The following is a 20,434-nucleotide window of genomic DNA, read 5'->3' on the forward strand; positions in this document are numbered from 1 at the left end:
TTCTATTTCTAATTAGGAAATGCCGGTGCTTGTACGTGAGGAATCTTGGGAAAAGATTCAGCAGTCATTGAAGCAAAATTTGAGTAAGCCGTCATACGAAACGTGGATACGTCCTACTCAGTTCTGCAGCTTTGAAAAGGGAGAGTTGACCTTGATTGCTCCTAATAGCTTCTCTAGTGCATGGCTCAGAAATAATTATTTTGAAACTATCAAAGAGGCTGCTGAAGAGATTTTTGGTGAGCCAGTCACTGTAAAAGTAAAGGTTCAAGAAGACCTCTCGAAAAAAGTTGACCCCTCTAGACCGATTAGCTCTGAACTATCTCCCACTTTAGGTTCTTCTTCTGCTTCAAATAATGATAATAGAGATCCTTTGCCTCAACGAAAGAAACCCAGCCCCATTTTGAATCTCAGATATGTTTTTAATAGATTTGTGGTTGGGCCAAATAGCAGGATGGCTCATGCAGCTGCCATGGCTGTCGCGGAAGCACCTGGTAGAGAATTTAACCCTCTATTTATTTGTGGTGGCGTTGGTTTAGGTAAAACACATTTAATGCAAGCAATTGGCCATTACCGATTAGAAATAGATCCTAGGGCAAAAGTTTCTTATGTTTCAACAGAGACTTTTACTAATGATTTAATTCTTGCTATAAGGCAAGATAAAATGCAATCTTTTAGAGATAGGTATAGGGCAGCAGATTTGATACTTGTTGATGATATTCAGTTTATTGAGGGGAAAGAATATACACAGGAAGAGTTTTTCCATACTTTTAATGCATTACATGATGCTGGTAGTCAAATTGTTCTGGCAAGTGATAGACCCCCTAGTCAAATCCCTCGTTTACAGGAGCGTTTAATGTCAAGATTTTCGATGGGGTTAATTGCTGATATTCAAGCTCCTGATTTGGAAACAAGAATGGCCATTTTGCAAAAGAAAGCTGAGCAGGAACGCGTAGGATTGCCTAGAGATTTAATTCAATTCATAGCAGGTAGGTTTACTTCAAATATTCGTGAACTGGAAGGTGCTCTCACAAGAGCAATTGCATTTGCCTCTATAACAGGTTTGCCTATGACGGTTGACTCTATTGCTCCAATGCTTGACCCTAGTGGCCAAAGTGTTGAAGTTACTCCTAAACAGGTTATGGATAAAGTTTCAGAGTTCTTTAACGTTACTACTGAGGAAATGAGAAGTGCTAGTAGACGAAGACCTGTAAGTCAGGCAAGACAAGTAGGTATGTACTTAATGCGTCAAGGGACTAATTTAAGTTTGCCTCGTATTGGAGATGCATTTGGTGGAAAAGATCATACAACTGTAATGTATGCAATTGAACAAGTCGAAAAGAAATTGTCTAGTGATCCTCAAATGGCTAGTCAAGTTCAAAAAATAAGAGATTTATTACAAATAGATTCCCGGAATAGAAAATAATTATTAGCTCATTATGTATATCTTCTAACTGGATTTAAAAAATAAAGGATTTTGATCTAGTCGATTTTTTGTAGACAATTCAGGACCCTGACCTGTCCCGTCCATTGAGGCTGTTTTCTCAAGAGCTGTGCGGAATTTTCGGGCTGAAAGCAGAGGCATGTCTCTAGGGACTGATACTCTATCTCTAAGGTACCTTAACCCTTTAGAACTTCCTTGTGTTGGCTTGCAAGGTTTGTTGAGGATCATAAAACTCAGTGCTGCTCGTAATGGCTGGTCAAATTGCCTTGCGCCTAATGGATTGATTTCTTTGATGATGTTCTTGTGTTTTAAAACGCGAGCTAATGCAATGGTCGCAGGCTGTTGATTGTTGAAAGGTAGGAAGGTTGTTTCATTTTCACCCATTCCTTCCCCGTTATTTATTTGATTAGAAAATTTTATTTGATTTAAATTATGATCTTGCCAACAACCTCCCATTTGAGGAGGCAGGTCATGAGAGTGAGTATGAAAATCTCCTTGTGTCCCTCTATATTCTTGAAGCATTTCAAGTGCCCGAAACCATCTATCAATATTTGGAAATTCTTTTCTAATTTCTATTCCCTTATAATAAGCAAGAGATGCATTCATTCTTTCAACATAAGGTATAAAGATTACATCTGCACTTCCTGGGAAAGATGCTTTTGAATTACAAATAGATGGATCTATCCAAGGAGAATTTGTTTTTGATAGGCGTTCATCCATTTCATTCGCTATAAGACAAAATTGTTCTTTTTTTCTGTTAGATTGACCTTTAGTGAGTGATCGTGTGCACAACCAGATACACCATGCTCTAAATAACTTTCTTTCAAGTTTTCTTAACTCAATTATCTCAGGATGTTCTAATGACAAACCTAAAGGTCCAAAAGTATTCTCTAGTCTTATAAGAATTTCATCACTTTCTGTTATAAGTTTGTTATCGAGTTCGATTGCAGGGAAAAATCCAGATGGGACTTTTTTTAGATACCAATTTTCTTTTTCTCCATAACATCGCATAGTTACCTTCTTAACTTTGTAAGGTATTTTTTTCCATTCCAGCCAGAGCCAAATCTTTTGGCAGTATGGGCACCATGCGTGATGATCTCTATACAGAATTACCCTAATGCTGGATTCCTTTTCACCAAAGAGTCTTTCTAAGGAATATGAGTTGTTTGGTCCATTAATTAATTCTGATTCAGGGGTGGCAAATTTTGACAGTTCGTCCCAAGTGAGAGCATCTATAGCTTCTTGCATGGCTTAATAGGAGAATTAGATAAAGAATTAAAAGGAGTTTTCTTGGACCAAACTTTTGATCTCATTGTTTTAGGTGCTGGATCTGGTGGTTTGGCAGCTGCTAAAAGAGCGGCTAGTTATGGTGCAAGAGTTGCAATTGTAGAAGGAGATCGTGTTGGAGGTACATGTGTAATCAAAGGATGTGTTCCCAAAAAATTGATGGTATATGGCTCGCAATACCTTGAATCTTTGAAATCTGCTTCAAAATATGGGGCCCAAATAAATAATATAAGAGTAAATAAGAGTTTGTTATTAGAGAGTATTAGAGAAGAAGTTGATCGTTTAAATAAATTGCATATAGAGTTTCTTGCAAAATCAAATGTAGAACTTATAAGGGGTTGGGGAAGTTTTTCTAGCCCAAAATCAATTGTAGTTAAAAATATGAAAAATGAATCTATAGAATTATTTGCAAAAAATATATTAATAGCCGTTGGAGGAATTCCTTGTCGCCCTAATATCCCTGGAGCTTCATTAGGATGGGTTAGCGACGATGTTTTTTTGCAAAGTAGTTTCCCTAAGGAATTGGTAATTATTGGAGGAGGGTATATTGCATGTGAATTTGCATGTATATTAAATGGTTTGGGTGTACAGATAAAACAGTTAATTAGAGGAAATCATTTATTAAGGGGTTTTGATAAAGAGGTTTCTCTATCACTTCAGGATGAGATGCTGAGTAAAGGTATAGATATAAGATTTGGGACCGAGATTATTTCTATAGATGGTTCACAAGGTGATTTGAATTTAATAGACAACAAAGAGGGCACTCATAAATGTGGAGCTATTTTATTTGCTACTGGTAGAGAACCTTCCTTAAATCTTCTAAACTTAAATCAGATAGGAGTTGAATTGGAAGGTAAGAGTATAAAAGTAGATAATAAAAATCTAACTAGCATATCTAATATATATGCAATTGGAGATGTTTCTAATAAGAATAATTTAACACCTGTTGCTATAGAAGAAGGAAGAGTATTTGCTGATAATCTATTTGGGAATAAAAGCAGATCTGTAAATTATAATTATATTCCTAAGGCGGTATTTAGCCAGCCTGAATTTGCGACTGTTGGCATTACTGAAGAATATGCAAATAATTTTTATGGCAAAAAAAATATAAAAATCTATAAAGCAAAATTTAGATCTATGTCCAAAGTTTTAAGTAAGAGTAAAGAAAAATGCTTTTTGAAATTGATTGTTGAAATAAATACAGATAAGATATTAGGTTGCCATATGTTAGGTGAAAATGCATCAGAAATTATACAAATGGCTTCTATAGCTATATCAATGGGCGCTTTGAAATCAGATTTTGATAAAACAATGGCTTTGCACCCTACTATTGCAGAAGAATTTGTCACGATGACTTAGATATAATAATTAATCAGTTATTTTTAAAATTCCAATACTTGATACTTTTAAAAGTTACTATTATTACTGTGATAGGGAGTACTAAATAAAAAAACATTAAGCGAAGAATTTGCTGCATCTCTGGAAATAAATACGGTAGGATTTGATCAGTTAAATATAAAATATATAGTCCTAATAATATTCCTCCTTCTGATCTACTAATTTTACCTTTAGTCCAAAAAATTGGCATACAAGCTAGAACGGTAAGAATCATAATTGGAAAATCTTTTTGAATTAAAATGTCTTCTACAATAAGTCCTTTGTTTCCTGCGAAAATTGCACAACTGCCAAGTACTAGAAGTTGGTTCAGTAGACTACTGCCAACTACATTACCTATAGCTAGATCTGTTTTGCCACGAAGAGATGCAACTAAAGAAGTAACTAATTCGGGCAAGGATGTACCCGCAGAGACTATTGTTAGTCCTATAATTGCTTCACTCCACCCATAAGAAATTGCTAAGGTTTTGGCCCCATTAATTAACAAATTAGAGCCAAATGCGAGAACTATTATGCCAGCAAGTATTTTGCCAAAGGCCTTTAAAGAATTAATAGAATCTCTATTGATATGAATATCTGGCTCAGCATGTTTGATTTCTTGTGGTAATTCTCTTGCAGTTCGAATTTCCCAGATTGTGTTGATACAAAGAGCTATTAATAATGCTATTCCTGACTGCCAACTTAGTTTTCCCGATGAGGCCATTCCCCATACAGCGGTAGAGATGGCAAGTAGTAAAGGTACATCTCTTCTTACTAGTCGACTTTCTACTTTTAATGGCATTACTAGAGCACTGCTACCGAGAACAACTAAAACATTAAAAATATTGCTTCCCACTACATTACTTACAGCAATAGCATCTGAGTTTCTGAAGAGTGAACTGGCGCTAACAAAAAGTTCTGGAGCACTAGTCCCAAGTGAAACAACCGTTAAGCCAATGACAAGTTGGGGAATCCCAAGAATTAGAGCTAGTGTCGCAGCTCCTTGAACAAAAAACTCACCACCAGCAAAAAGGATTATGATTCCAAGAATAATTTCAAACGAGGCCTTTGTTAGTAGTAATGACATGAGGGGTGAAAACAAGAGTCTTTGGCTATTGGTTAAATATTTCCCAATTTGATGAAATAGAGAGCTAGATAATTATTATTTAGGTTATTTTTAGAATAATGGTATTTAATCCATAAAGCTATTTAGGACTGACCCCTTTGAATTTGTCCCCAGAAAAAATTACATTGCGTCAACCTGACGATTGGCATGTACATTTGCGAGATGGAAATATTTTAAATACTGTAGTTGTTCCTACTGCACGAATATTTAGGCGTGCTGTAGTCATGCCAAACTTGCAACCACCAATAACAACGATTCAAACTGCTATTGCCTATAAAGAAAGAATATTAAATGTAATCCCGAAGGAGTTGGATTTTACACCTCTGATGACGTTATATCTAACGGAAACTCTTTCAAGAGAGGTTATAAGAAAAGGGTTTGCAGAAGGTGTTTTTGTGGCAGCAAAGTTGTATCCAGCGAACTCTACAACTAATTCTAAAGATGGTGTTACTGATATAAGAAATATCTACTCACTTATAGAGACAATAGAGGAGGTAGGGTTGCCATTGTTGATTCATGGTGAAGTGACTAATCAAGATGTTGATATTTTTGACCGTGAGGCTGCATTTATTGAACAAATCCTTGACCCTTTGCTTCACCGCTTTCCTGCTTTAAGAGTTGTTCTTGAACATATAACAACAGAAGATTCTGTTGAATATGTTGGAAATAGTAAATTTAATATAGCCGCAACGATTACGCCTCATCACTTGCATATTAATCGTAATGCAATGTTTGAAGGGGGTATTAGAAGTGACTTTTATTGTTTGCCAGTTGCTAAAAGAGAGTATCATCGCCTTGCTTTGCGGCGTGCTGCTACTAGTGGGAAACCTTGCTTTTTCTTAGGTACTGATTCTGCTCCTCACCTACGCGCTTTTAAAGAAACTTCTTGTGGTTGCGCTGGCATTTTTAATGCACTTAATGCAATTGAAAGTTATGCCCAGGTTTTTGAAGAAGAAGATGCGCTAGATCGATTAGAAGCTTTTTCAAGTGAATTTGGCCCAATTTTTTATGGATTGCCTTTCAATGAAAAAAAAATAACCTTAATTAGGAAGCCTCATAGAGTTCCCTCAAGCTTGCATCTTGGGAAGACTTCTGAGCATATTGTTCCTTTTCATGCAGGGGAGATATTGAATTGGTTGTGTGAAAGATGATCTAAACCTAATGGGAGCAGGGGGACTTGAACCCCCACAGCCTTTTACGACCTGCGGATTTTAAGTCCGCTGCGTCTACCAATTCCGCCATGCTCCCGCAATGGTTTTGATCGAATTTTTACTTTAGCAGTATTAAGAAAAGTGCGTCTTGAAATCTAAGAAATGCTTTTATTTAATCGCTTAGAAAATCAATGGAAAAAGTTAACCGTTGTTTCTATTGGCTTTTGTTGACTTTAATTCCAAGTTCTCAAAGGCTTGCTTGATAATTTTTATTCACTAACTAATCTAATATTAGAATAAGTTAAATTAGCTTTTTAGAGTGCTTTTTCTTCTCACAGTAAATCAGATATTGAGTAGTCCTTTTCTAGTAGCAGGAATGTATTTATTTCTTGGAGCTCTTTATTTGGTTGTAATTCCCTTAGGATTATTCTTCTGGATGAACACTCGTTGGAATTTTATGGGTAAATATGAAAGATTATTTGTATATAGCTTTGTTTTTCTTTTCTTTCCAGGTTTGATTTTGTTTGCCCCTTTCCTCAATCTTCGTATATATGGCCAAGGGGAGCAATAGAAATTGACCAAGGGAAATGTAGTTCAATTAGGAGTCATTATTCTTCTTTTAGGAGGAATTTCCTATGGTGGTCTGACTTTACTCGGATTTGAAGAAGCCAAAGCTGGGATAGCTTCACAAGCAGTTCTTATTTTCTTAGTTATTGCTTGGTTGTTTTCCTATTTCTTTAGAGTCTTTACGGGTAAAATGACTTTTATGGAACAACGTAAAAGGTATCGCAAGGAATATGATCAGATTACACAAACTGTATTGCAAGAAAGACTGGATTCAATGTCTGATGATGAAAAGATTGCTTTAATGAAAGAGGTTAATGAGAATAATGAAAACAAATGAAATTTGGTAATTTAATATCAATAATTTTTTTGAATGACATTTGAAAAAGAATTTTTTTAAAATGATTTTATGAAAAGCTCTTTAATCGCAAAAACTTTCACTCAAATAAAAAAAGAGGGAAGAATTGCATTAATGCCTTTTATAATGGCAGGAGATCCAGATTTGCAAACTTCTTCGGAAATTTTACTTGGACTGCAAGAAAAAGGCGCAGATATCATTGAATTAGGTATCCCATATAGCGACCCTCTTGCGGATGGTCCAATTATTCAATTTGCTGCTTCACGTGCACTCTCTTCAGGAACTTCTCCGAAAACCGTTTTAAGAATGTTGCGAGATATAAAAGATAAGTTAACAATACCAGTGATTCTTTTTACTTATAGCAATCCATTATTGAGTTATGGTATGGATCTTTTTTGTAAAGATGCTTCTGATGCAGGAGCTGCTGGTTTGGTTGTGCCAGATTTGCCTCTTGAAGAAGCTGAAAAATTATCTTCAATTGCTTCATCGAGAGAATTAGACTTGGTACTGTTAATTGCACCTACAACACCTGAAGAGCGTATGAAAACTATTGCTGAAAAGAGTAATGGTTTTATTTATCTAGTAAGTGTTACAGGTGTAACTGGTGAGCGGTCATTATTGCAAGATCGTGTGCAGTTGCTTGTTAAGAAAATAAAGCAATTCACTTCAAAACCTGTTGCAGTTGGTTTTGGTATTTCTGATGCTAACCATGTTCGGAAAGTTAGAAACTGGGGAGCAGATGGAGCTATTGTAGGAAGCGCTCTTGTTAAAAGAATTTCTAATGCTCCTAATAGAAAAGTCATAGAGGAAGCAACTGAATTCTGTAGAGAACTTAGTTGCGCAACTTTTGAGAATAAATAATTTTTATTTATTATTTATCAAGATAATTTTCCTATGCTTTATAAACTATATTTCTCTTAAGCTTAGCAGTTCATTATATATTTTTTTTGATAGAAATAAAAAACTTGTCTAAGTATTTAAGTCCTTAACCCTCTTCTCATATAAGTATAAGTCTAATTTGTACGCCTTAGTGTGATCTCAAATTCATCAACAGTGTTTAGTTCTAGTAAGGCTGTATATGCTTTGCCAATTATAAGATTACAATTTCCTTTTACAGTCGCTATATATAACTAAGTTTCCTTCCTACTTTTTCTAAGCTTGATACAGAATTGGCACCTAGTTTTACACCTATAGCTTCTAATAAGGCTTTGTAAAAAGAAGTGAAATTTAATCTTTCTACGCCATTCTTCTTGTTGGATACATATCCACATGCCTGAACAAGGTCTGGGTTAGTGACATCACCTAGCTCTTTCATTATTTGAGTAATTCCCTACCTGTGAGCATAATAGTTAAGTAATAAATTGATCTGATTAAACAAGATAGCAATTAGCATGCTAATTGTGCAATCATTAAGGTGTAATTTTATTAGATTATTTAATCTTTAAGTGTAATGGAAAGATTTGTTCTTTTTGGTACTTACTGTGAAAACGCTATTGAAAAGCGAGGACCTTTTCGAGATAAGCATTTATCTAGACTCGCTAAACTGAAAGAAGAAGGTTTTTTAATAACCTTAGGACCTACAAAATGCAATAGATATGTATTTGGGATTTTGGAAGCACCAACTCTTGAGTTTGCAAAAAAAGTTTTAAAAGAAGATGTTTATTGGGAAAAAGGAATATGGACTTCTTTAGATGTTTATCCATGGATCCAAGCTTTTTGAGATTGTTCCCATATCCAATTTGCAACTTTTATATCTCCATTTTCTCCTAAAAATTCTTTATAACCATTCATAGATCCTACTCCATTATTTGCTATTTTAGCGATAGCTTCTGGATTATCTAATCCATTCCGTTTTAAGTCGTTTAGTTTTAAAGTTTTATTTCTTCTAATTATATTTCCTCCATTTATATGACATCCAGAGCAATGCTTGATAAATAAATGTTCTCCACTATATGAATCGAGAGCTAACACTTTTCCTTGAAAATTAATTAATGGTATAATAATTAAAAAAGTAGGCAGAAGAATCATAAGTATAATTTTTTTTTGTAATTGATCCAATAGATCCCAAATTGTTTGTAAATGTTTCACTAAGGAAATCATATGAGAATTTATTTAAGTATCGCAGTCTTCTTTAATTTCTTGCAAAAGTAGGTCAAGTTGTCCAAAAGGATCTTGATTCTTATGCTTTTTTATGTTTTGAGAATTATTCACAGACCAACTTTGATCAATAGCACAAAGTAAAGCCGCAAGCTTCGGTAAGCCTCCTGAGGTGTATTCTTCTTGGAAAACTTTAAGTAAAATAGGCATTCTTTCAGAATCTGCTCCAATACTGGCTTTAAGGTCTTTTTGTGTTTTCCCTTTTTGCTTAAGCCATTCTTTAATAAGAAGTGTAATTTCTTCTTCTATTTCTTGTGTCCATTTAGCCATTTCTAAAGAGGAAACCATTTATCAAGCTTCATCCGAGCCCTATTGCGTATCTCTGGGTTCATATGTTGGCTCCAAAGACTTATTACTGCAGTTATAGCAACAAGATCATCGCTAAACCCTGCTATAGGAATAAAGTCTGGCATTAAATCTATAGGCATTATCAAATATGTAAGTGCTGCAAGCAAAGATACCCTTGCTTGTGGAGGCGTTGAGGGGTCGACAACCATTTCAAAAGCTTCCAAAGCTGGCTTCGCAATAGTTCTTCCGGCTTTTTTTAATACTCTTCTGAAAACACCTTCATCTATAACAGAACTATCTATAACCTCTGCATCGAGAACTTGCTGATCTTTTTTGTTGGCTTCAGGCATGTTTCTAAAGTCCTTGAATATGTTGCATTGAGGCTTTTAAGAACATTAAGTTATTGATCTTGGATAACTCCTTCAACTAGACCTGATTCGATACCTGTTCTTCGTAATTTTCTAAGTGCTCTTTGTACAACTTGCCTGCAATACTCTCTACTGCAGTTCATATGTTTGGCAACTTCTGCAAGTGTTCTCCATTCATTAGTTCCATCAAGTCCAAATCTAAGACTAACAATAGTTCTTTCTTTAGGGGTGAGATTCGCTTTGTTGAGTAAAGACCAGGCGGAAGCATTTCGTTCGGCAAGCTCTGCAAGTTCCATTGGCGGTGTTTCCTCACTAGGTAAAACATCGCCTAGCTCAGAGGGGTCAGATTTAGATTGCACTACTCCTTGAAGACTGACAGTAATGCTGCGAAGTTCACATTCTAAGAGCTCCTCTACTTCTTCTTTAGTGATCTTTAATTTTTCCCCTAGTTGTTGAGAAGAAGCAATTGTCCCATTTTCTTGCATTAATTGAGATTTAGCAGCTCTTAGCTTTGTAAGCTTTTCATTGATATTTACAGGGATCCTTATAGTTCTGCTTTGTGTAGATAAAGCTCTGTTTAGACCTTGTCTAATCCACCAGTATGCATATGTAGAAAAACGGTGCCCTCTCTTGGGATCGTATTTCTCCACTGCTCTTGTTAGCCCTAATGTCCCTTCCTGAATTAAATCTAAAAGGTCAAGACCTTTCCCTTGATACCTTTTAGCTAAATTAACTACGAGCCTGAGATTGGCAGTGATCATGAGGTTTTTAGCCTTTTCCCCTGTCTTAATTGTTGTTTTTTCTGCAGTTGTAAAGTTGCATTTTGGCCCTTGATTACCAGCGAGATTACAGCGTTCTGTAAGAGCTATCATTTCTTGAACTTTTCTTCCCATGGTAAGTTCTTCCTCTGGTGTTAAGAGAGGATGGCGTCCTATTTCCCCAAGGAAATCACTTAGCGAACTCACAATTTAAAACTCCTTAATACTTAAAATCTAGGTCGAAAGTATTAACTTTCTTAAGTCGTAATGAATAGTTTCTAATTCATTTTGTTTTTAGAAGGTTTCTTTATTTTGAATATTCCTGTAATAACTAGCCACTTTTGTTTGCTAGTTATTACAGGAATGACATCTTTTCGCTTAGATTTTTAAGTCATTACATGACTCCTATGCCTTTTGGTTTTGTTTTTGAGCTCAAAGCTCTCAATAGTGCATTAGTTGCATATGTTCATTACTTAAGCATCCTTTTATGTTTTGGAGCTTTAATTTTTGAAAGGCTTTCCTTAAAAGTCGAATTGAGTAGGAAAGAAGCAATCTCAATAATTGTTGCCGATGTTATCTATGGCTTGGCTGGGGTCATGTTAATAATTACTGGAATCATGAGGGTTAGATATTTTGGACAAGGAGCAGAATTTTACGTCCACAACCCCTTGTTTTGGCTGAAAGTAGCTCTATATATAGCTGTTGGGCTTTTATCACTATATCCAACTATTACATATATATTATGGGCTATACCCATAAGTAAAAATAATCTTCCTAATTTAACTTTAGAATTGGTAAAAAGATTTCGTATGATTTTAAATATTGAGCTTCTTGGTTTTTCATTAATACCTTTACTAGCTACTATTATGGCTAGAGGGATTGGACTATAAATTACTTAATTATATCTAGAGTTTAGTTTGAACAAAATAGATAAACTTTTGTACTCAACTTTGCTTTCGAATTCTAATTTTTCCTTCTTTGGGCAAGGACTTCTAATACATCTCTCCAATTAACTTGGTTATAGCTAAGAGCTACTTGTATATGAAAAATCAAATCAGCAGCTTCATTTGCAATTGACAATTTATCTTTGTCTTTGCATGCCATGACAAATTCAGAACCTTCTTCTCCAATTTTTTTTAGGATTTTATTATCACCGCCATTTAAAAGACTATTTGTGTAACTTTGTTTTTTAGGGTTTATAGATCTGTCTTGGATGATATTGAATAATTCACTACATGCATCTGCAGGAGGCAAAAGGAAGTCGAGCTTGTTTTCATTAATAGAATTCTGCTCAGGATCATTATAAAAGCAACTTCTTGCCCCTGTATGACAGGCTTTTGAGCCAATTTGCTTAATTGAGATGACTATTGCATCTGAATCACAATCAAACCTGATTCCTTTCAATGTTTGAGTATTGCCACTGGTTTCTCCTTTGCGCCAAAGTTTATTTCTTGATCTACTCCAATAGTGAACTTCGCCTGTCTTAAGAGTTTCTTTTAAAGAAGTTTCATTCATCCAAGCCATCATAAGGATTGCTCCATCAAGCCAATCTTGGGCAATAACTGGTATCAGGCCTTTTTCATTAAAACGAAGTTGTTTGATGAAATCTTGTCTGAATTGCGTCATATTCTTAGATTAATAAAAGAGAGCTTTTGGCGATGGGGCAATGATTCTCTTAGTGAGTTTTACAAGTAATTATTAGATGCCTAATCAAATTACTGGATTTACGTGTAGCAAGCATTTTGAAGGCTACCCTTGTTGTCATAGACAATGGAAACATCCTGGCCATTGTAGTTTTGTCCATGGATATAGTAGAAGCTTTACTTTTTGGTTTAGATCAAACAGATTAGACGAGTTTGGATTTGTTGTTGATTTTTCTAGTCTTCATTCATTAGAAAGAAAATTGAAAGAATATTTTGACCATACATTTTTAGTAAATGAAGATGATCCTCTTCTAACAAAATGGCAACAACTTCATTCAGAAAAAGCTTTGGATTTAAGGATTATGAAAAATGTTGGAATGGAATCTACTGCACAATTGATTTGGGAATGGGCAAATGCGATATTGATGGAGAGAGATGCTGGCAGAACTTGTTGTTGGCGAGCCGAAGCAAAAGAAAATGATTTGAATTCAGCTTGTTTTGAATCAACTCCTGATTGGTTTGACGTTGTAGAAATTAATTCTTTATAAGATGGTCTATAGAGGAGAAAAACTTTATAAAATTTATTCCAAAGTTTATTAAAGCAATCATGTAGAAGAATTATTTTTCTTAAGTCTTCTTAGTCTTGATCTCTATTCTTTCCTTTCTTCTCTCAGAAGAATATCACCATCCATGGGGAAGCTAAATTGCAAATCTAAATTTTTTTTTGTATTTCATGGCTTGTCTCACCCAATATTTGATGTCAATCATTGTTTCTTTCCTTGAAACGGTTTTCTGGATTCCTTTCTCATCAACACTTCTACTTATTCCTCTAGGATTGAAAATCGTTTGTCTATGAGTTTTCTAAGTTTATTTTTTGTGACTTTTGAACTGAATACGGGTTTTATTTTTTAGGCATGGGTTTGTGATTATTTTGGTAGGGCCCATGAATTAATTCCTAATTCTGAACCTATCTTATGAGCACATGCAAATCCACTAAAAGCAACAGCATTTAGACCTTGCCCTGGGAAACATGAATCGCCAACACAATAAAAACTTTTAATGGCTGTGCTATTAAAAGGCATTGTTAATAAGCCAGGTAGAGGTATTGATGGAATAGGTCCATAACTCCCTTGGTATCTCCCAAGGAATCTACGGTGACTTTTTGGGGTTCCAATTTCTTTATGGTCAATATTCTCTTGTAAATTTGGAAATAACTTTTCTATTTTTGATATAAGACGATTACCATCCAATTCTTTCTTTTTTGCATAGTTTGACGGACTTAATGAATTCCATTCTTTTATTGATGATGGTGTAAATGCATGAATGATGTGATGTCCTGACGGAGCGAGAGATTTGTCTAGAAGTGTTGGGATTGAGATAAAAATGACTCCTTGCTCATCTTCCATTCTCTGCCAATTGTCAACAATTAAGTGATGGCAATGGCTATCTTGAGGGATGCAATGATCTTTCACGCCAAGATGAATGGACAAGAAAGAAGGAGAAGCTTTATATCGATTGTTCCATTTTTTTTCGGCAGTTGGCACATCTTTTGAAGGGATTAAAGGTTCTTTTATTCCATCTCCTCCAAAAGTATTCCAGCGTGTTGCATTGGAAATAATTGTTTTGGCATAAAGCTTTTCTCCATTTGCAAGCTTAACTCCAATGGCACGTTTATCTTTTAAAAGAACATTGGTGACTCTTGATTTATATAAGATTCTTCCACCTTTTTTTTCTAAACCCTTAACTAACTTTTGAGCTATCATCCCTACTCCGCCTTTTGGATAGTTAATCCCTCCATAATGTCGATCTGAGAAAACCATCCCAGCATTAATCATTGGTGTTTGAGCTGCTGGCATTACAGACCAGCAGAAGCATTCGATGTCTATAAAACGCAATAAACTTTCATCCTTTATATATTTACGAGCTATATCTCCAACGTTAAAAGGAAGCCAGCGTGCGAGCCCTAGGCAAGCTAAAGGTGCTTTAAAGAAAACCTTTGCTAGATATTTAGGATCTTCTATAGAAAGCAAAGGCATTGAGTTGAGGCAATTAAATACATTCCAGCAGACTTTATAGAAGGATTGGATACCTTTCTTTTCATGAGGGAACAGAATAGTTAAGTTAGAAATGAAACTTCTAAAATCTCTATCTACAACTACTGTGTCTCCTTCTGGTAGGTGATAAACAAGTTGAACAGGGTCTGGTATGGTCTCACATGCTTCTCCGGCATCTAAGAGTGCTCTGGTTAACAGATTAGTGTAACCTTGATTTCCAAAACCAAAGATCATTGAAGCTCCTACATCAAAGGTATATCCATTTCTGTGAAAAGCACCACTGCTTCCTCCAGGGATTGTGTAGCTTTCTAGGACAAGAACTTTAGCTCCTTTGGCAGATAATTGTGTAGCAGTAACAAGTCCCCCAATCCCTGACCCAATAACAATTGCATCCCAAAGCTTTTCTTTGTTTTTAGTATTAATCATTGTTTAATCAAAGTTAATGTAAGTTTTTTTGAAAGTTTTGATGTCATTTAGTGCTCTGTCACGATAAGCACCATACCGAAGACGCTTTTCGCGTATTCGAATTGTTAACTCTGGTAGCAGACCAAAATTCGGTGGCATTGGTTGGAATTGGCTTTTTTGAATTGGCTTCTGAATTGTTTTGGTGGAGCTTATGAAATCAGTTAGAGCTCCAATCATTGTTGTTTTGGGAAGTGTTATGGGACTTTTGCCCATTGCTAATAATGCTGCATTTGTTCCTGCTAACCACCCTCCTGCTATTGCAGCTGAATAGCCTTCAGTTCCTGTAATTTGTCCAGCGGCAAAAAGGGTTGGTCTGTCTTTAAATTGTAAAGTTGGGTTTAACAACTTTGGAGACTCAAGGAATGTATTTCTATGCATAACCCCAAAACGAATGAAACTTACATTTGCTAAACCAGGAATCATTTGGATAATTCTTTTTTGTTCTCCCCATTTGAGATTTGTTTGAAATCCAACTAAGTTCCACAGACGGCCATTTTTGTCTTCTTTTCGCAATTGAACTACGGCATAAGCTCGTTTCCTCTTTCTTAATTCTTTATCAAATAAATCACCCCATCGTTTATCCCAAAGGCCTATTGGTTTTAATGGGCCATATCTCATCGTTTCTTCGCCTCTGCGAGCTAGTTCTTCTATGGGTAAGCATCCTTCGAAAAAATTCGCATCGTTTTTATCAAAATCTTTAAGTTCTGCTTGTTCCGCATTTATTAACTCATCTCTAAACGATTTGTATTCCTCTTCATTCATTGGACAATTAATATAGTCAGCATCTCCTTTGTCATATCTGCTGGCTCGAAAAGCAATAGAGAAATCTATACCTTCTCCCTCAATAATTGGACTCGCTGCATCAAAAAAATGGCAATTTTCAATACCGGTAAAGTTTTTTAGATCTTTAGTTAAGCTTTCACTAGTTAGTGGCCCTGTCGCGATAACACTAATAGCATTTTTAAAAGGAAGTTTTTTTAGTTCTTTTCTTTCAATTGTTATTAGTGGATGAGCAGATAAGGTTTTTGTTATGTAATGACTAAATTCTGATCTGTCAACAGCAAGGGCTCCTCCTGCTGGAATGGAATGATTATCTGCTGTTTTTATAACGAAAGAATTTAGTTCTCTTAATTCTTGGTGAAGTAAACCAGCAGCTCTGTCACTACTAAGAGCTCCAAAACTGTTACTGCAAACTAGTTCTGCAAAATTATTTGAATGATGCGCTGGAGATTTATGAACTGGCCTCATCTCAATTAATTTAACCTGCAGACCAGCTTTTGCAATTTGCCATGCAGCTTCAGCTCCTGCCAATCCTGCTCCAATAACTATTAATGGGGAGGACTGAGGCAAAAGAAAAGCATAGAGAGACTATTTTATTTTTAGCCTCTATCAGTGGTCTTAGAAAGCATTGTTTTGGTCGTCAAACTGACGAGACCATTGCTCTCTTGCAGGCTTCTGAATATTAAATACTACCCAGGTGACTGCTGCGAGGATTGGGAGGGCAACGACTAGGAGATTAAGCATGATTGCATTTGATTTCGTGTGATCCTACAGAAAAGAGGTGGAAAATTGTCATTTGTAATTGAATTAATTTAATCAAATACGTTTTCTGATCGTTTTTAAACAAAATTGTAAGATGACAACTTGCGAATGTACCTTTAAGGTTCACTATGGGGGTCGCTAGCTCAGCGGTAGAGCATCCGGCTTTTAACCGGCTGGTCCTGAGTTCGAATCTCAGGCGACCCATTAATTTATTCCAAATACATTGCTTGTAATGAGATATCGCCTAACCAGGCTTGCTCAACTTACTTATATTTTCTTTTTGTTGAATATAGATTTTGTTTATGGTGGATTAAATCATTTTACTGAGAAGGATATTTATAAGGAATGGATAATTGAACAAAAATTCGATTCTGAAAAAAACCAAGTTTTTTGTAGGGCTTCAATTAAAGGATATGGAACGTGGTTTGGACAAAGAATTAGACTTGATAGAAAAGGTAAGCTTGTTTATCCATCTGGGATTTCGAGTAAAAGTCCTCTTAGGGAAAATGATCTTAAATATGTAAGAAAACTTCTTGAGAAGTGTCGCTCAAGTTTGCTTTATATCCCTGAAGACATCAAAGCTCAATAAAAATAGTGTGAGGAAAACCTTACAAAAACTCGATTAATCCAAGATTTGGGTGCTGGATAGGAATGGTTTTACTCAAATATTTAGATGAAATTCTTTGCAGTTGGAATTGCTATTGCAGCTAATGTTTCTTTCTATTTCTGGATGCTGCTTAATATCCAGTTACCTTGATTAAGCAAAATAGTTTGTCTACTGAGTGAATCGCCAGAAGATTTTTCTTTTAATTCAAGCTTTTTATGAATTCAACTTTTTTCTCAGTTCATATTAAGTATTAATAAAGGAAATTTCAGAGAGCAACTTTTTGGTCTTCTACGGCCTTTTAGGACTCATCCTGTTAGAGATGCATATATAAATAGATCAAATGCCTAAGAAAAGTTCCATTGTCTCAAAATCAAGTCGTCCTTGGTTATTGCGATGGGCTGAGCCTGAAAGTGTCTTGGCTGTAATTCCTAAATCAAAAACCCAACGTTTGTCCAAGCAAGCTCAATTGGCAAATATTGATGCAGAGAGAGCAGTTAACCGAGCATTTCAACAAGAGCTTTTAAGAGCACAAGCAATAAGTGAAGCAATGTTTAAATCAGGAAAGGCTGTTAGATATAGCTTTGCAAGTTCTGGTAGAGAGCTCCTTTTACGTGTTACAGCAATTCAAAAAAAAATAAAAAGATGGCTTAGCCCGTGATCTCTTAACGTCAAATAAAGGTTTAATTTGGAATATATAGTTTTATCTGCTTAAAAATAGATTTATGTATATTCTTTAGAAGTAAATCATTTGATATTTTTTTATAACAATGCAACTTTATGTTGTTACGTGGAAGTTTCAATCTCCCGAAGATCAATCATTTGCTGCGGATGCTTTGATTGATTATGTTGAAAGTGGTCAAGCAGAGTCTATGCCAGAAGGCTATGAAAGACTTGCTTGGGTTCATACTCCTCAAGATGGGACTGGAATAGTACTATGTAAAGCTAAAAGTGCATCTGTTCTATACAAAGTTTTTGGCCCTTGGCAGAAGAATTTTGGTATGATATGCGATTACAAACCTGCTCTTACGACAGAAGAGTTTATTAATTTATCCAAGGATATAAATTCGAATAATAACTAAGTTTTAGATTATTTAATATTTAGAGAAATATATTAAATAAATTTTGTCAAGATAATTATTTAATATTAATTTTGTTGATAGTTTTACCTGCGACGCTTTGTTCTGTTTTTTAGTCTTTGCTTCCTTTTGTATTTTTCAACAGGAGTTTCGTGATGACGTATCCTCTTTAATTCATTAAAGATGCCAGCTTTTGACACTTCTCGTTTAAATCGACGAAGAGCTGATTCAATACCTTCGTTTTCACCAACCGTTACCTGAGTCAAAAGAATCACATTAATGAATAACATACCTTAACAGGCATGGTTTACAGAAGACAATGGTTTTGTTTTTTTTTTGAAGTTAAAGGACAGTGTGATTTTTTTAATGATTGACCTATATTCGTCGACTTCTCAATGAGCGACAGGTTTTAAAACTATTCTGAACTTATCACCATAAAAATATTTGATTTGGTTTCATGAGCACTTGAGAAATTGATTTAAAGAATAGCAATACAAAAAGGAGGAGCCTATACAGGCTCCTCCTTTTTGTATTGCTATTTCAAGAAGAGATTATTTAAGAAAATAACAAATTGATTAAGAGGTTCGAAGCTTCTGGTTAGTGGCACGCCTGGGGCCAAAATTCTAGTTTTAAGGCTTTATCTCCTGAAAGGGCACCTAAACGATGCAGAAGGAGTATCGACTGAATTGACGCACCTAAATCATTGATCCTTGTCGCTTCAGACGAGAGCCCACTATTTAATTGAGACTGTTGGAGCAGGGGCCAGAAGTCAGTCTGCTTCTATTAAATACTCAGGTGGAGTGTCTACCATAATTAGGTGCCTCTGAGTTCGATATAAACATCATTACTTTGTTGGCCTATCAAAGCAATCAGCTTTTATACGCATTGCTTTTCATGGAAAAATAACCGAAAATATAAAATTGTGCATTTTAATAAACAATCTTAAATTAATTTTTTAAATCTTGCATAGAACTCAATGAAAAAGCTTGTAATTACAATGCTATTGAATGGCTTTTAGTTTAAAAAAAATAAAAACATAAGGATCTAATGGAAATTAGATCCTTATGTTAGATATAATTTTATGAAACTTTTCGGGTCAAATATAGTAATTAAGACTTTGGATTGATTTTTGAGTATGAAAAATGTTTAGAGAAGAACTGAAATCAGTCTTTGACAACATAAAAATCTTTTGCATAGAAGCTGGTATAACCATCTTTAGCTCTCCAACGGAAGAGAACAATATGAAATGGTATTACGAACAAAGCATGGAAAAAGGTTAAGAGGAAGAAATCCATAGGAATCCCTGGTTGCCCATACATTGCGAAAAGAGGAGCTAGGTTCATTGCTTAATAGAATTGGTCTTTTAATGATTTTGGATCCTAATGTTGGTTTTTGTATGGGATTGCTAAAAAAAATTAATGCCTTTTAAGAAAATAACAACTTTAGAAGGGTTTAGACTTACTAGAGAATCTGTACCTAAACTCAAGTTATGACTAGTGGTGTTAAGCAATAAGGCTAAGATCCTTGTTTAGTTGCTATAGATATTGAGAATGAAAATCTAAGATTAATTTTTATGTGTGACTTCATTTATTACCCTCAATTGGCTTTGAGTGTACATTGCTTATATTAATTGTGGAGGAATACCTTTTAAAATAAGGGCTGCTCTCCTTGCTATTAGAAGGAAAGGAAATATAATTTTTGTTCTTTGTTTAGATGAAAAAGTTAGAGAAAGAACTTTTAATAATGAATCTGAAGGGCTTGATATTTGAGAACAGATATAATGAATAGCACTTGCTCCATGCAGAATATTTTTACCGTTAAGAAGAATTGCTCCTTTATTTAGGTCATAGCCCTTCACATATAAATCATTTAGCTTGTTAAGGTTTTCCCTTCCATTTAGAATAGAAATATTAGGCAAAGAACTTTTTAATTCAATTAATTCTGCAAAATGATTGCAAAAAGGACATTCGCCATCATAAATAAATAAAAGTCTTGATTCCATTCTTAAATAAATACGATTGAAATAACTGTATTCCTAGTATTAGGATACAATTTTTTTATAATTATATATTAATCCTTCCGCTTAGTTTGTATGAATATATTATTTTTTTATAATCAAGACAAATATTTTTTATAGATATATAATCATTGATTCACCTAGCTATATTTTACTTT

The 20,434-nt window shown here is 34.9% G+C and carries 25 protein-coding genes, 2 tRNA genes and 1 pseudogene; 13 read left to right on the plus strand and 15 right to left on the minus strand.

What is annotated here, in order from left to right:
- The first annotated feature begins 19 nt into the window (after positions 1 to 19).
- On the plus strand, positions 20 to 1,423 hold the full coding sequence (dnaA, locus tag O5636_RS00005) for a chromosomal replication initiator protein DnaA (RefSeq protein ID WP_269622585.1): 1,404 nt from the start codon (positions 20 to 22) through the stop codon (positions 1,421 to 1,423).
- Positions 1,424 to 1,447: 24 nt separating this feature from the next.
- On the opposite strand, the gene O5636_RS00010 is transcribed toward dnaA, so the two are convergent.
- Positions 1,448 to 2,689 carry a glutathione S-transferase family protein gene (locus O5636_RS00010; RefSeq protein ID WP_269622586.1) on the minus strand — a complete coding sequence of 414 codons (1,242 nt, stop codon included), beginning with the start codon at positions 2,687 to 2,689 and terminating at the stop codon, positions 1,448 to 1,450.
- A gap of 42 nt (positions 2,690 to 2,731) precedes the next feature.
- Here O5636_RS00010 and gorA point away from each other — a divergent pair, with 42 nt between their 5' ends.
- Positions 2,732 to 4,087, plus strand: coding sequence for a glutathione-disulfide reductase (gene gorA / locus O5636_RS00015; RefSeq protein ID WP_269623591.1), 1,356 nt, complete (start codon positions 2,732 to 2,734; stop codon positions 4,085 to 4,087).
- A gap of 13 nt (positions 4,088 to 4,100) precedes the next feature.
- Here gorA and O5636_RS00020 read toward each other — a convergent pair whose 3' ends face one another.
- Positions 4,101 to 5,189 carry a calcium/sodium antiporter gene (locus O5636_RS00020; RefSeq protein ID WP_269622587.1) on the minus strand — a complete coding sequence of 363 codons (1,089 nt, stop codon included), beginning with the start codon at positions 5,187 to 5,189 and terminating at the stop codon, positions 4,101 to 4,103.
- A gap of 137 nt (positions 5,190 to 5,326) precedes the next feature.
- On the opposite strand from O5636_RS00020, the gene pyrC reads away from it, so the two are divergent.
- Positions 5,327 to 6,379 (plus strand): dihydroorotase, encoded by a 1,053-nt coding sequence (pyrC, locus tag O5636_RS00025; RefSeq protein WP_269622588.1) that lies wholly within the window; start codon positions 5,327 to 5,329, stop codon positions 6,377 to 6,379.
- An 11-nt stretch (positions 6,380 to 6,390) separates the two neighbouring features.
- On the opposite strand, the gene O5636_RS00030 is transcribed toward pyrC, so the two are convergent.
- Positions 6,391 to 6,476: transfer RNA gene (locus O5636_RS00030), tRNA-Leu, on the minus strand.
- A 222-nt stretch (positions 6,477 to 6,698) separates the two neighbouring features.
- On the opposite strand from O5636_RS00030, the gene ndhL reads away from it, so the two are divergent.
- The 3 genes from ndhL (at position 6,699) to trpA (ending at position 8,162) form a co-directional block, all read left to right on the plus strand.
- A complete protein-coding gene (gene ndhL / locus O5636_RS00035) occupies positions 6,699 to 6,950 on the plus strand; it encodes an NAD(P)H-quinone oxidoreductase subunit L (RefSeq protein WP_420063772.1) in 252 nt (83 codons plus the stop codon).
- A 3-nt stretch (positions 6,951 to 6,953) separates the two neighbouring features.
- Positions 6,954 to 7,283, plus strand: coding sequence for a DUF3007 family protein (locus O5636_RS00040; protein ID WP_269622589.1), 330 nt, complete (start codon positions 6,954 to 6,956; stop codon positions 7,281 to 7,283).
- 69 nt (positions 7,284 to 7,352) lie between these two features.
- On the plus strand, positions 7,353 to 8,162 hold the full coding sequence (trpA, locus tag O5636_RS00045) for a tryptophan synthase subunit alpha (protein ID WP_269622590.1): 810 nt from the start codon (positions 7,353 to 7,355) through the stop codon (positions 8,160 to 8,162).
- Between the two features lie 152 nt (positions 8,163 to 8,314).
- Here the strand turns inward: trpA and O5636_RS00050 are convergent.
- Positions 8,315 to 8,645, minus strand: a pseudogene (locus O5636_RS00050) (AbrB-like transcriptional regulator).
- 106 nt (positions 8,646 to 8,751) lie between these two features.
- Between O5636_RS00050 and O5636_RS00055 the strand changes: the two are divergent.
- On the plus strand, positions 8,752 to 9,021 hold the full coding sequence (locus O5636_RS00055; RefSeq protein WP_269622591.1) for a YciI family protein: 270 nt from the start codon (positions 8,752 to 8,754) through the stop codon (positions 9,019 to 9,021).
- On the opposite strand, the gene O5636_RS00060 is transcribed toward O5636_RS00055, so the two are convergent.
- The 4 genes from O5636_RS00060 to O5636_RS00075 are packed head-to-tail and all read right to left on the minus strand — an operon-like array spanning position 8,997 to position 11,079.
- Complete coding sequence (locus O5636_RS00060; protein WP_420063773.1) at positions 8,997 to 9,401, minus strand: c-type cytochrome; 405 nt, start codon at positions 9,399 to 9,401, stop codon at positions 8,997 to 8,999. The genes O5636_RS00055 and O5636_RS00060 overlap by 25 nt on opposite strands.
- Before the next feature lie 12 nt (positions 9,402 to 9,413).
- Positions 9,414 to 9,746 carry a hypothetical protein gene (locus tag O5636_RS00065; RefSeq protein ID WP_269622592.1) on the minus strand — a complete coding sequence of 111 codons (333 nt, stop codon included), beginning with the start codon at positions 9,744 to 9,746 and terminating at the stop codon, positions 9,414 to 9,416.
- Entirely contained in the window at positions 9,731 to 10,096 is a 366-nt protein-coding gene (locus O5636_RS00070; protein WP_269622593.1) for a YkvA family protein, read from the minus strand. Before O5636_RS00070 ends, O5636_RS00065 begins: the two co-directional genes overlap by 16 nt.
- 50 nt (positions 10,097 to 10,146) lie before the next feature.
- Positions 10,147 to 11,079: a sigma-70 family RNA polymerase sigma factor gene (locus tag O5636_RS00075; protein WP_269622594.1), complete on the minus strand. Its 933-nt coding sequence runs from the start codon at positions 11,077 to 11,079 to the stop codon at positions 10,147 to 10,149.
- Between the two features lie 200 nt (positions 11,080 to 11,279).
- Between O5636_RS00075 and O5636_RS00080 the strand changes: the two genes are divergently transcribed.
- Positions 11,280 to 11,762, plus strand: coding sequence for a DUF2214 family protein (locus O5636_RS00080; protein ID WP_269623594.1), 483 nt, complete (start codon positions 11,280 to 11,282; stop codon positions 11,760 to 11,762).
- 73 nt (positions 11,763 to 11,835) lie between these two features.
- On the opposite strand, the gene hisIE is transcribed toward O5636_RS00080, so the two are convergent.
- Positions 11,836 to 12,498, minus strand: a complete 663-nt coding sequence (hisIE, locus tag O5636_RS00085) for a bifunctional phosphoribosyl-AMP cyclohydrolase/phosphoribosyl-ATP diphosphatase HisIE (protein WP_269622595.1) — start codon at positions 12,496 to 12,498, stop codon at positions 11,836 to 11,838.
- A gap of 76 nt (positions 12,499 to 12,574) precedes the next feature.
- Between hisIE and O5636_RS00090 the strand changes: the two genes are divergently transcribed.
- Positions 12,575 to 13,063 (plus strand): 6-carboxytetrahydropterin synthase, encoded by a 489-nt coding sequence (locus O5636_RS00090; RefSeq protein WP_269622596.1) that lies wholly within the window; start codon positions 12,575 to 12,577, stop codon positions 13,061 to 13,063.
- Positions 13,064 to 13,441: 378 nt separating this feature from the next.
- Here the strand turns inward: O5636_RS00090 and crtH are convergent, their stop codons facing one another.
- Genes crtH through O5636_RS00105 form a run of 3 tightly spaced genes read right to left on the minus strand, consistent with a single transcriptional unit; the run spans position 13,442 to position 16,558 of the window.
- On the minus strand, positions 13,442 to 14,995 hold the full coding sequence (crtH, locus tag O5636_RS00095; RefSeq protein ID WP_269622597.1) for a carotenoid isomerase: 1,554 nt from the start codon (positions 14,993 to 14,995) through the stop codon (positions 13,442 to 13,444).
- Positions 14,996 to 14,998: 3 nt separating this feature from the next.
- Complete coding sequence (trmFO, locus tag O5636_RS00100; protein WP_269622598.1) at positions 14,999 to 16,384, minus strand: FADH(2)-oxidizing methylenetetrahydrofolate--tRNA-(uracil(54)-C(5))-methyltransferase TrmFO; 1,386 nt, start codon at positions 16,382 to 16,384, stop codon at positions 14,999 to 15,001.
- Between the two features lie 48 nt (positions 16,385 to 16,432).
- Positions 16,433 to 16,558, minus strand: coding sequence for a photosystem II protein Y (locus tag O5636_RS00105; RefSeq protein ID WP_269622599.1), 126 nt, complete (start codon positions 16,556 to 16,558; stop codon positions 16,433 to 16,435).
- A gap of 150 nt (positions 16,559 to 16,708) precedes the next feature.
- Here O5636_RS00105 and O5636_RS00110 point away from each other — a divergent pair.
- The 4 genes from O5636_RS00110 to O5636_RS00125 all read left to right on the plus strand — a co-directional run bounded on the left by O5636_RS00110 (position 16,709) and on the right by O5636_RS00125 (position 18,262).
- Positions 16,709 to 16,780 (plus strand) — tRNA-Lys (locus O5636_RS00110).
- 28 nt (positions 16,781 to 16,808) lie between these two features.
- A complete protein-coding gene (locus tag O5636_RS00115; RefSeq protein WP_269622600.1) occupies positions 16,809 to 17,165 on the plus strand; it encodes a hypothetical protein in 357 nt (118 codons plus the stop codon).
- Between the two features lie 358 nt (positions 17,166 to 17,523).
- On the plus strand, positions 17,524 to 17,841 hold the full coding sequence (locus O5636_RS00120) for a hypothetical protein (RefSeq protein ID WP_269622601.1): 318 nt from the start codon (positions 17,524 to 17,526) through the stop codon (positions 17,839 to 17,841).
- Positions 17,842 to 17,950: 109 nt separating this feature from the next.
- Entirely contained in the window at positions 17,951 to 18,262 is a 312-nt protein-coding gene (locus O5636_RS00125) for a DUF3303 domain-containing protein (protein ID WP_269622602.1), read from the plus strand.
- An 83-nt stretch (positions 18,263 to 18,345) separates the two neighbouring features.
- Here O5636_RS00125 and rpsU read toward each other — a convergent pair whose 3' ends face one another.
- The 3 genes from rpsU to O5636_RS00140 all read right to left on the minus strand — a co-directional run bounded on the left by rpsU (position 18,346) and on the right by O5636_RS00140 (position 20,261).
- Positions 18,346 to 18,525 carry a 30S ribosomal protein S21 gene (rpsU, locus tag O5636_RS00130; RefSeq protein WP_269622603.1) on the minus strand — a complete coding sequence of 60 codons (180 nt, stop codon included), beginning with the start codon at positions 18,523 to 18,525 and terminating at the stop codon, positions 18,346 to 18,348.
- Between the two features lie 897 nt (positions 18,526 to 19,422).
- Positions 19,423 to 19,602, minus strand: coding sequence for a hypothetical protein (locus tag O5636_RS00135; RefSeq protein ID WP_269622604.1), 180 nt, complete (start codon positions 19,600 to 19,602; stop codon positions 19,423 to 19,425).
- A 278-nt stretch (positions 19,603 to 19,880) separates the two neighbouring features.
- The gene (locus O5636_RS00140; protein ID WP_269622605.1) at positions 19,881 to 20,261 is read right to left on the minus strand and encodes a DCC1-like thiol-disulfide oxidoreductase family protein; all 381 of its coding nucleotides are present in this window, start codon (positions 20,259 to 20,261) and stop codon (positions 19,881 to 19,883) included.
- Positions 20,262 to 20,434 lie beyond the last annotated feature (173 nt).

It is taken from the genome of Prochlorococcus marinus str. MIT 0918, from assembly GCF_027359415.1.
Taxonomy (GTDB): Bacteria; Cyanobacteriota; Cyanobacteriia; order PCC-6307; family Cyanobiaceae; genus Prochlorococcus_E; species Prochlorococcus_E marinus_C.

Coding starts and splice junctions, on each gene's coding strand:
- dnaA (WP_269622585.1), top strand. CDS start 20: ATGCCGGTGCTTGTACGTGAGGAATCTTGGGAAAAGATTCAGCAGTCA.
- O5636_RS00010 (WP_269622586.1), bottom strand. CDS start 2,689: ATGCAAGAAGCTATAGATGCTCTCACTTGGGACGAACTGTCAAAATTT.
- O5636_RS00020 (WP_269622587.1), bottom strand. CDS start 5,189: ATGTCATTACTACTAACAAAGGCCTCGTTTGAAATTATTCTTGGAATC.
- trpA (WP_269622590.1), top strand. CDS start 7,353: ATGAAAAGCTCTTTAATCGCAAAAACTTTCACTCAAATAAAAAAAGAG.
- O5636_RS00055 (WP_269622591.1), top strand. CDS start 8,752: ATGGAAAGATTTGTTCTTTTTGGTACTTACTGTGAAAACGCTATTGAA.
- O5636_RS00060 (WP_420063773.1), bottom strand. CDS start 9,401: ATGATTTCCTTAGTGAAACATTTACAAACAATTTGGGATCTATTGGAT.
- O5636_RS00065 (WP_269622592.1), bottom strand. CDS start 9,746: ATGGTTTCCTCTTTAGAAATGGCTAAATGGACACAAGAAATAGAAGAA.
- O5636_RS00070 (WP_269622593.1), bottom strand. CDS start 10,096: ATGCCTGAAGCCAACAAAAAAGATCAGCAAGTTCTCGATGCAGAGGTT.
- O5636_RS00080 (WP_269623594.1), top strand. CDS start 11,280: ATGCCTTTTGGTTTTGTTTTTGAGCTCAAAGCTCTCAATAGTGCATTA.
- hisIE (WP_269622595.1), bottom strand. CDS start 12,498: ATGACGCAATTCAGACAAGATTTCATCAAACAACTTCGTTTTAATGAA.
- O5636_RS00090 (WP_269622596.1), top strand. CDS start 12,575: ATGCCTAATCAAATTACTGGATTTACGTGTAGCAAGCATTTTGAAGGC.
- crtH (WP_269622597.1), bottom strand. CDS start 14,995: ATGATTAATACTAAAAACAAAGAAAAGCTTTGGGATGCAATTGTTATT.
- O5636_RS00105 (WP_269622599.1), bottom strand. CDS start 16,558: ATGCTTAATCTCCTAGTCGTTGCCCTCCCAATCCTCGCAGCAGTCACC.
- O5636_RS00115 (WP_269622600.1), top strand. CDS start 16,809: ATGAGATATCGCCTAACCAGGCTTGCTCAACTTACTTATATTTTCTTT.
- O5636_RS00120 (WP_269622601.1), top strand. CDS start 17,524: ATGCCTAAGAAAAGTTCCATTGTCTCAAAATCAAGTCGTCCTTGGTTA.
- O5636_RS00125 (WP_269622602.1), top strand. CDS start 17,951: ATGCAACTTTATGTTGTTACGTGGAAGTTTCAATCTCCCGAAGATCAA.
- O5636_RS00135 (WP_269622604.1), bottom strand. CDS start 19,602: ATGAACCTAGCTCCTCTTTTCGCAATGTATGGGCAACCAGGGATTCCT.
- O5636_RS00140 (WP_269622605.1), bottom strand. CDS start 20,261: ATGGAATCAAGACTTTTATTTATTTATGATGGCGAATGTCCTTTTTGC.